This window comes from Candidatus Chloroploca asiatica (assembly GCF_002532075.1).
Lineage (GTDB): Bacteria > Chloroflexota > Chloroflexia > Chloroflexales > Chloroflexaceae > Chloroploca > Chloroploca asiatica.
In genome coordinates, this window is the sequence record NZ_LYXE01000065.1 from 1 (window position 1) to 907 (window position 907).

At 59.0% G+C, this 907-nt stretch carries 1 protein-coding gene; it reads left to right on the forward strand.

The genetic code is table 11. The features are described from left to right. The first annotated feature begins 268 nt into the window (after positions 1-268). On the forward strand, positions 269-727 hold the full coding sequence (locus A9Q02_RS07335; protein ID WP_097651710.1) for an arsenate reductase ArsC: 459 nt from the start codon (positions 269-271) through the stop codon (positions 725-727). Positions 728-907: the final 180 nt, after the last annotated feature.

Consider the following 907-nt stretch of genomic DNA (forward strand, 5'->3'; position numbering starts at 1 on the left):
AGGGCACCCGCCAGGGGTGCCCGTACACCGGGGTACACCAGGCCCGGCCCCCGGCCCTGTCCCCCACCAGGGCACCCCTTGCGGGTGCCCTACAGGGCCGCCGTTTGCGCCGCTGGTTGCATGCACATGCTGCCACATAGAGCGTATTTTTTATCCGGTTTCGTATGATGCAATCGCCCTGGTCAAGCAAACCTCCTCCCTATACAAAAGCCCGGGCAGCCTGTATAATATCAATACCAGTTGATGTAAATCTTACAGGAGGCATGGTATGCACTACCCGTTGCGCATTCTCTTTCTCTGCACGCACAATTCCGCACGCTCACAGATGGCCGAGGCACTGACCCGCACGATGGGCAAAGGTGATTTCGAGGCACATAGCGCAGGCAACGAACCAAGCGGCATTCACCCCCTTGCCATCAAGGCGATGCAAGAAGTGAATATTGAGCTCACCGGGCAACGGAGCAAGCACGTCAGCGAGTATACCGATCAACAGTTTGATGTCATCATCACCGTCTGTGATCGCGCCCGTGAAACCTGTCCGACCTTCCCTGGCGAGCCCGAGTTGGTTCACTGGAGCTTTGAAGATCCGTCGTCAGTCGAAGGCGACGAAGCGACGCAGTTACGGGCCTTTCGCAATGCCCGTAACTTTATCCGTGACCGCCTGAGCCTCTGGCTCTTGAATAAGCGCAAGCTGCTGCGGGAAGCCGGCTATAACGTGGTTGTGTGATCCTACGGTTTGCTTCGGAGTGCCGGCTTTAGCTGGCTCATAGCTTTTACGCATGACATCAGGGAGTGCTAGGGCGATTGCATCATACGAAATCGGATACAACGGGGCACCCGCCAGGGGTGCCCGTACCGGGGCGGGGCACCCGCCAGGGGTGCCCGTACCGGGGCGGGGCACCCGCCA

Excerpts from the sequence above, each read along its gene's own strand:
- A9Q02_RS07335 (WP_097651710.1), top strand. The coding sequence starts at position 269 with ATGCACTACCCGTTGCGCATTCTCTTTCTCTGCACGCACAATTCCGCA.